Origin of the sequence: Halovulum marinum, from assembly GCF_009697225.1 — a bacterium.
Lineage (GTDB): Bacteria > Pseudomonadota > Alphaproteobacteria > Rhodobacterales > Rhodobacteraceae > Halovulum > Halovulum marinum.
Genome location: NZ_WIND01000008.1, coordinates 157,827 through 164,133 on the forward strand (window position 1 = coordinate 157,827; position 6,307 = coordinate 164,133).

Here is a 6,307-nt window from a genome sequence, read left to right on the forward strand (position 1 = left end):
ATTCCATGTCCGACAGCCTGACGTTCAGCGGCTTGAAAGAGAAACAACGCGCAATCCGTGCAGGCTTTCCCGAAACGATGGGCCTGCGCGTGCACCGTTCCATCAGCTGGATCGGACGAGCCGAGGCGTGCGGTGATGATCACGATGCACGCTTCATCTTCCTCTGGATCGCCTTCAACGCAGCCTATGCGGACGAGCGCGAATTCCAGTCGGTGGCCCCCGGAGAAAGAGCTGCATTCGTCGATTACTTCGGCAAGCTGGTGGCGCGGGACGAAGAGCGGCGCATCTACAAGGCGCTATGGCAGCGGTTCTCGGGTCCGGTTCGGACCCTCATGGAGAACCGTTTCGTCTTCAACCCGTTCTGGCAGCATCAGAACGGGATCGACGGGGTCGAGGATTGGGAAGAAAGGTTCCGATCATCCTCTCGCAGCTTCGCACAGTCGTTCCAGGCCGGCGACAGCGTGCGTGTTCTCAGCTTCGTCTTCGACCGGCTCTATGTGCTGCGCAATCAGTTGGTGCATGGCGGATCGACCTGGAACAGCGGAGTGAACCGGGCACAGGTCCGTGATGGCGCTGCGATACTCGCCTTCCTGCTCCCGGTTTTCGTGGACCTGATGATGGACAACCCGAAGGAGGACTGGGGGCGGCCGTTCTACCCAGTGGTCGACTAGACGTTTCACCCAACCTTCTTTTGTGGATGCCGCTCGGTTTGCAAGGAGCTTCTCTGATCTTCCGGACTTGTGATCGAGTGCGGTCTTTTGTCTGGCCTGTTCGTGCGGCTGACTGGCGCCGCTGGCCGGGATGGTGATGCGCGGAGCGGGGCCACATCTCCAAGAGCGAGCTCGGGGCTCGGAGAAGGTTTCTGGTTTGCCCGACCCGGATCATGTCGATCCTTTGCCCATGCTGATCATGCCTTCCTCACAACTCGGGGGCCCGATTGCCCGTTCGGCGCCGGATCAGGCGCAGATCAGCACCGGGCCGCGCTGGCTTTCATCGCGCGACAGCATCGCCCGGATGCCGCGCGCCATCTTGTTCGCCAGCGCGACGGCGACGACCGGGATCGGCTTGCGCTCCAGCATCCTGGCCAGCCACGAACCCTTCGGCGCCCCCCGGCGCAAGGCCCAGCGGATCACGGCTGTCGCTCCGATGACCAGCAATCGCCGGATGTCCCGCTGCCCCATCTTCGAGGTCTTCCCCAGCTTCTGCTTGCCGCCGGTGGAATGCTGACGCGGCACCAGACCAAGCCAGGCGGCGAAGTCGCGCCCGCGGCGGAACTGCTCCTTCGGCGGCGCGAAAGTCTCGACCGCGAGCGCGGTGATCGGGCCGACGCCCGGCATCGTCTGCAGCTGACGCGGCATTTCCGCTTCCTGCGACATCGCCGCGATCTTGGCGTTCAGCGCATTGATTCGGTCGGTGAACTGGGCGATCTGCTCAAGGAGCATCCGGCAGATGTCCCGGGCAAGCTCCGGAATGTCGGTGTCGGAATCATCGACGACCTTCGCGAGGCGCGGCAGGTAGCCGATACCCCCGAGGGGACATGTCCGAACTCGTAGAGATGCGACCTCAGCGCGCTCACGGCCTCGGTGCGCTGCTTGACGAGCTGTTCGCGCTTGCGGAACGCAACCGCCCGCGCCTGCTGTTCGGCCGATTTCGGCTCGACGAACCGCATGGTCGGCCGCAGGGCCGCCCCGACGATCGCCTCGGCATCGGCGGCGTCGTTCTTCTGCCGCTTCAGGAACGGCTTGACGTAATGCGGGGCGATCAGCCGGACTTCATGCCCGTGTCGCGCCATCTGCCGCGCCCAATGATGCGCGCTGGCGCAGGCCTCCATCGCAACAAGGCACGGCAGTTGCTGCGCCATGATACGGGCGAACTGCGGCCGTGACAGCTTCTTCCGGAACACGGGCCGACCGTCTGCCGCGGCCCCGTGGATCTGAAAACACGTTCTTTGCCAGATCGACGCCGATGATGGTAACTTCTCCCATGGATGCCCTCTCCTACAGCTTGTGCGTTGACACCACGAGTTTGGCACACCGCGATGCCGTCAGGGGAGAGCGGCATCCACCCCATCTCTGCCTGCCTCGGCCACGGGATAATCCGCGTCGCGCATTCAGCTACCTGCTCACGGCAACACCCGGATGCCGATGCCATGGAAATCGCTCTGGTCGTTGCCCTCCGCCGGCTGAACCACCTCGATCAATGTGCGGTCCGGGATGCTCACGACCGCGAAGCCGGGCGTTTCGCCCGTGGCGACGTGAGCCGCCGTGACCGGATTCGGCCCGCGGGTGGAGATGAACGCGCGCTGAGAGTCCGGCGACATCGCGATGATGTCCGGCGTCTTGCCCAAGTCGCTCAGCTCAGCAGAGATCTCCAGCGTCTCGGCGTCGATGACGATGCCGTTGCTGCTCACCCTGTTCACCATCCAGATCTCGCGCCCGTCCGGCGTCGCCCATACCCCGTGGGCATCCTGTCCCCGGCTGTCGCTCTGCTTCACCACCTCGTGGTTGGACATATCGAGCGCGTACCAGACCCCGACATCGGCACTTCCGCCGTTGACGATCATGTGGCGTCCATCGGGGGTCGGCATTGTGCCGCAGTTCACCTGCAGCTCATCCGGGGCATAGGCCTTCACCAGTTGGAAGCCTGCCATGTCGAGCACGACCAGGCCGCCGTTCGCTAGCGCCGGGCCCAGCGTCACATAGGCGAAACGGCCGTCCGGCGAAAACTCCTGGCAGACCGCACCGATGTCGCCGAATCGCTCGCTGGCCTGCTGGACCATCGGATCCTCGGCAATCACCAGGCTGCGGCCGATCTCGAATTGCCCGGCGTCCAGGTCGGCGGTGACCTCCACCACCTTGCCGTCGTCCTCGACATCGCCGGAGCCGATGACGGCGACAAGAATGGCGTTGTCGTCGGGCGCGAAGGAGGCCATATGGCTGCCGGGTCCGGTCTGAAGCTGGGCCACCACGGCACGATCATTTGTGCGGATAACAACGATCGAACCCGACGTCGCCGCCACAACGGCATGCGAGAAATCGGAGCTGAAGTCGATCATGTGGGGCACCCGCGCGCCCTCCGCCCCGAGATCGATCTGGGCGACTTCCTCCAGATCAGAGTTGTACACGTGCACTTTGTGGGTGCCTTGGTCGATCGCCCAGATCTCGTAATCCTGGGCGTCGGCGGGATCGGCATCAAAGAATGCCGCCACGCACAGGCTTGCGGCCAGAAGTCGTGCCGTTTTCCAGACCCGTTCGATCGAAGAGCGCCGATGCGCGTTCATGGTTCCCTCCCTTTCGAGGCTTCGTCTAGCGCCATTGGGCCGCGGACCTACGATACCACATCTTTGCTCGGGAACGATGTCTACCGATCGACTGTCTGAACGCGGCATCGCGCACCCGCTCTCGACGAGTGGCGGACACTTTGTTCCGGGTAAGTTCATGTTATTGGGGGATAACCGAAAATGGTTGGATGCGGCGCTTTCGGATCTCGGCGGCGAACGTCGGACGGAACCGATGCCACCAGTATCGGACCGTTGCATGGCTGACGTCGATGCCGCGCTTGTGCAGCAGAGCTTCGACATTCCGGGGCGACAGTGGAAACCGGACATGAAGCCTCACCGCCAGGCGGATGATTACTGGGCTCGTCTTGAACCACTTGAAGGGGCTGTGCTTCGTCATGGCGGGACGCTACCCAGCGCCATACCCAGCCTCAAGCCGGATTTCTCTGACAGCTCCCGGGAAGGCGCTCAAGGCAGCGGTCCAGCGTTGGAAGCAGGTCCAACCTCCCCCGGAAAATCTCCAACCCGGGGGCTCAAGCGACGTTAGCAAGTCGACACCGGTCGCGAGTCAGGCTTCAGTCACTGGTTTCGATACTTTACGTGAGTTCATTTTCGAGCACGGCTTGTGGGTCGGCTCAATATAAACGGTCGTCGAGGGAAATGCGAAGCTTGCGCCGCATTCGGCCACGATCTCAATCACACTAAGATTCAACTCCTCGCGAATGGAAAGCGATGACGGAAAATCCGACGCCAGGATGTAGGCGAGAATTTCGATGTCCAGTGACGATGCGCTGAACCCCACGAAGCGGGCGCGATGGTCTTCGGCAATCCTTTCATCGCCGGCCAGAAGCTGATCGAGTCGCCAGATCACCGCGCGCATCTGATCCGGGGTCGTCTCATAGCGCAGGCCGATCGTCGCGAGCCAGCGAAACCGATCGCGCCCGGCGTAGTTCTCGATTCGCGCAGCAGATAGGTCGCCATTCGGGATCGTCACCAGCGTCTTGTCCAAGGTACGGATGCGTGTCGAGCGCAGGCCGATGTCCTCCACCGTTCCCAGCACGTCGTCGATCTGACAGAAATCACCAATCCGGATCGGCTGGTCCGCGACGATGCTGAGGCCGCCGACGAGGTGTTCAATAGTCTTTTGCGCACCCAGCGCGAAGGCAAGCCCGCCGAGGCCCAGAGCCGCCAGCCAGCCGGTGAGATCAAGACCGAGCGAACCGGATACGAAAATTGCGGCCAAGGCAACTACAAGTGCCTTGGCAAACCGGCGGGCCATGGAGACCACGGATACGGCGCCAAGACGTTCGCGCCGGGTCATGCTAAGCAGGATTTCGTCGCCAATGGTCTGGACGAGACGCCAGAGGAGCCAGCCGATGGCAAGCCATGTGCCGATTTCGATCGCCGGCGCCAGTGTTGCGCGGGCGACGACCGGAATGCCCAGCAGAAAGGCGCCGATCTGAACCAGGACACCGCCTCCGATCAGCGCGAGCGGCAACCAGGCGTCGCGGATCACCCGGCCGGTTGCGGCGTGGTTTCCGCCGTGCAGAAGACGCGCCAGCCCCCAGGTGAGCGCCGAGAAGACCACGGTAGCGATCAGCAGCGCGACGACCGAGAGTGCGGCAAGCGTGATCCAGGCTGCGAGGCTGGACCCGGCGATGCGCATCGCGGAGAAACGGGCGGGCAGCCATGTTACATACCGCGCCTGCGCCACCTCGGGCGCCAGCCTGCGCACCACTTCCAGCGACACCGGTGCAACGCGCCAGACCATTCTGCCCTCGTCTTCGCCCCGGAGCAGCAGCAGGTCGGTGACGGTGCCTTCGGCCAGGACGGCGGCAAACCGGTCGAAATCGGGGCCGAGGTTATCGCCGGATAGGCCGGCTCTATCTGCGGACAACCGGTATCCGGGCAGCAGCCCCCCGGAGCGGTCGAGCACACGTTCCAGCGTGCGCCCGAGCCGGCGGGATTCAGAAATGCGCCGGGCCTCGGGGATATCACTCAGGTCGAGCAGATGCGCGAAGGCGGTCATGTCGTTGTTGCCAAAGGCCGAAAGCAGGCCATCGACTGTCCCGCGTGGCGTTTCGCGTCCCCACGGGTCGGGCGCGGCCTCGACCCTCGCAGGCGGCGCGCTGACGCCCTGCGCGGCAACAGGCAACGTCCGGAACAACGCCAGCGGAACCAGAAGGGCGACGGCGATGCGGAAAGACGGGCGCATCCCGGTCAGGCCGGCTGCGGGGCGCGGGGCGTGCTCTGCCGTGCCTGCCGCTTCTCGCCCAGCATCAGCATGGCCGGTGTCACGATCAGCGTCAGCAGCGTGGCAATCACCAGACCGCCGGCGATGGCGCTGGACAGTTCCGTCCACCATTGCGTCGAGGGCGCGCCATAGACGATGTCGCGGGTGAAGAAGTTGATGTTGAGCCCGATCACCATCGGCATCAACCCCAGCGCCGTCGTCACCGAGGTCAGCACCACCGGCCTCAGCCGCACCAGCCGGTCGCGTTCGTAGATCGAGACGTTGTCGCGGGCCCGGACCTGCACCTGCATGAAGTCCGGCTCGACGGAGGGAAAGAAGCTGACGCCCTTGCCCAGCTGCCCATAAAGCCCGAAGGCCCCCAGAAGCATGGCGACGGCCAGAAGCAGAGTCGCGCCGGGCCGCAGGATCGCGCGTTCAAGGAGCCGCACGTAGGCTCCGGTAAACCCGCCCATGCGGCGCGGATCGCCGGTTTCGGCCTCGTGCAGCGCGGCCTTTGCGCGGGCCGTTTGCGGTTGCCGCTTGCCGATCAGTCCGCCCATGACGGGAATGAAGATCAGCGCCATGAAAAGCGAGGCGAAGAGCGTCAGGATCACCGTGATCGGCAGGAATTTCATGAACTCGCCCACCATCCCGGACCAGAACAGCAGCGGGAAGAACACGCTGAGCGTCGTCGCCGTCGAGGCGATGATCGGCCGCCCGGGTAGTGTCCAGAATCTTTCGCACATTTTCTCAGGCGACGGCTCCGTGGGTTGAGGTTTGCTCCGCGTAGAGCGGGG

General features: G+C 64.0%; 3 protein-coding genes and 3 pseudogenes. 1 reads left to right on the forward strand and 5 read right to left on the reverse strand.

All coding sequences use genetic code 11. The features are described from left to right. Positions 1–5 precede the first annotated feature (5 nt). Positions 6–671: a HEPN domain-containing protein gene (locus GE300_RS12265; RefSeq protein ID WP_233416968.1), complete on the forward strand. Its 666-nt coding sequence runs from the start codon at positions 6–8 to the stop codon at positions 669–671. 285 nt (positions 672–956) lie between these two features. Here the strand turns inward: GE300_RS12265 and GE300_RS12270 are convergent. The 5 genes and pseudogenes from GE300_RS12270 to GE300_RS23875 all read right to left on the reverse strand — a co-directional run. Next, a pseudogene (locus GE300_RS12270) lies at positions 957–1,985 on the reverse strand (IS110 family RNA-guided transposase). A gap of 137 nt (positions 1,986–2,122) precedes the next feature. Next, positions 2,123–3,280 carry a YncE family protein gene (locus GE300_RS12275; RefSeq protein WP_154446857.1) on the reverse strand — a complete coding sequence of 386 codons (1,158 nt, stop codon included), beginning with the start codon at positions 3,278–3,280 and terminating at the stop codon, positions 2,123–2,125. A 184-nt stretch (positions 3,281–3,464) separates the two neighbouring features. Then, positions 3,465–3,677: pseudogene (locus GE300_RS22985) on the reverse strand (IS6 family transposase); the annotation flags it as partial. A 168-nt stretch (positions 3,678–3,845) separates the two neighbouring features. Continuing rightward, positions 3,846–5,492 carry a mechanosensitive ion channel family protein gene (locus tag GE300_RS12280; protein ID WP_233416969.1) on the reverse strand — a complete coding sequence of 549 codons (1,647 nt, stop codon included), beginning with the start codon at positions 5,490–5,492 and terminating at the stop codon, positions 3,846–3,848. Positions 5,493–5,758: 266 nt separating this feature from the next. Beyond that, positions 5,759–6,223, reverse strand: a pseudogene (locus tag GE300_RS23875) (efflux RND transporter permease subunit); the annotation flags it as partial. Between the last annotated feature and the right edge of the window lie 84 nt (positions 6,224–6,307).

What these genes read in the sequence shown, in the direction of transcription:
- GE300_RS12265 (WP_233416968.1), top strand. Translation starts at nt 6, where the DNA reads ATGTCCGACAGCCTGACGTTCAGCGGCTTGAAAGAGAAACAACGCGCA.
- GE300_RS12275 (WP_154446857.1), bottom strand. Translation starts at nt 3,280, where the DNA reads ATGAACGCGCATCGGCGCTCTTCGATCGAACGGGTCTGGAAAACGGCA.
- GE300_RS12280 (WP_233416969.1), bottom strand. Translation starts at nt 5,492, where the DNA reads ATGCGCCCGTCTTTCCGCATCGCCGTCGCCCTTCTGGTTCCGCTGGCG.